Annotated in this window: 1 protein-coding gene; it reads left to right on the top strand. The window is 56.5% G+C overall.

The window, feature by feature from the left end; all coding sequences use genetic code 11:
• Window positions 1-1,075: amino acid adenylation domain-containing protein (locus SPK40_RS22940; protein WP_330962017.1), on the top strand; the 1,075-nt coding region annotated here is incomplete at both ends.

Here is a 1,075-nt window from a genome sequence, read left to right as displayed (position 1 = left end):
AAAGCCAACCAGCTAGCCAGACAGATCCGGCAGACGTACCGAGCGTCTCATCAGGCAGAGCTGCCCGCCGATACCCTGGTCGCGCTGTATCTGGATCGAAGCCCGGAGATGGTGATCAGTATTCTGGCGGTGTTGAAGGCTGGAGCGGCCTACGTGCCCATCTCGCCGGATTACCCGGCAGAGCGCAGTGCGTTCATTTTAGAAGATACCTGTGTGCCGCTGGTGATCACCCATGCACCGCAGCGGACGAGCGTCGACGCTCTTCTGTCGGGGGGACATGCTGCGCGGATGATTCTGGCCGACAGTGACGCCTTGCAGGCATTGCCGGACAGTAACTTAGAAAGCGGCCCGTCGCCGGAAGATTTGGCCTATGTGATTTACACCTCGGGGACCACAGGTCAACCGAAAGGGGTGATGGTGGCGCATCAAAGTGCGGGAAACACCCTGCAATCGATGCAGGCTGTTTATGATTTCGATCTTTCAGGAAGCCGGGTTTCCTGCTTCAGCCAGTACACCTTTGATGTGTCTGTTTCTGAAATGTTGAACAGCCTGCTTTTTGGGGGTGAGTTGCATCTGCTGGGCGAATCGTACCGGAGAGATCCGAATTTGCTGAGTGCGTATATTGATGCGCAGGCGCTCAATATCCTGTATGTGCCGCCGGTGGTTCTGGCTGCATTACCTCAGAAGCAACATGCTTCTTTAAAGACAATTCTGTTTGCCGGTGAGTCTTGTGACCCAGAGGCTTGTTTGTACTGGCACCAGCATTATGCGCTGTATAACTTTTACGGCCCGACAGAGGCGAGTATCTATGCGGCAGGGAAGTTAACGGAACGCCGTAACCTGAATGAGATTGGTCAGCCCATCAGCAATACCCAGCTGTATGTGCTGGATGAGCATCAGCAGCTGTTACCGCTGGGCGCGGTGGGTGAGCTGTATATCGGCGGCGCCGGTCTGGCCCGGGGCTACCTCAACCGCCCTGAGCTGACGGCGGAGCGCTTCATTGCCAATCCGTTTGCCACTGAAGCTGACAAGGCGAAGGGCAATACCCGGCTGTACCGCACCGGGGATCTGGTGC

It is taken from the genome of Photobacterium sp. 53610 (assembly GCF_036409375.1).
Lineage (GTDB): Bacteria > Pseudomonadota > Gammaproteobacteria > Enterobacterales > Vibrionaceae > Photobacterium.
The sequence above is the reverse complement of the archived record's forward strand: the minus strand, read 5'-3'. Positions and strand labels throughout refer to the sequence as shown.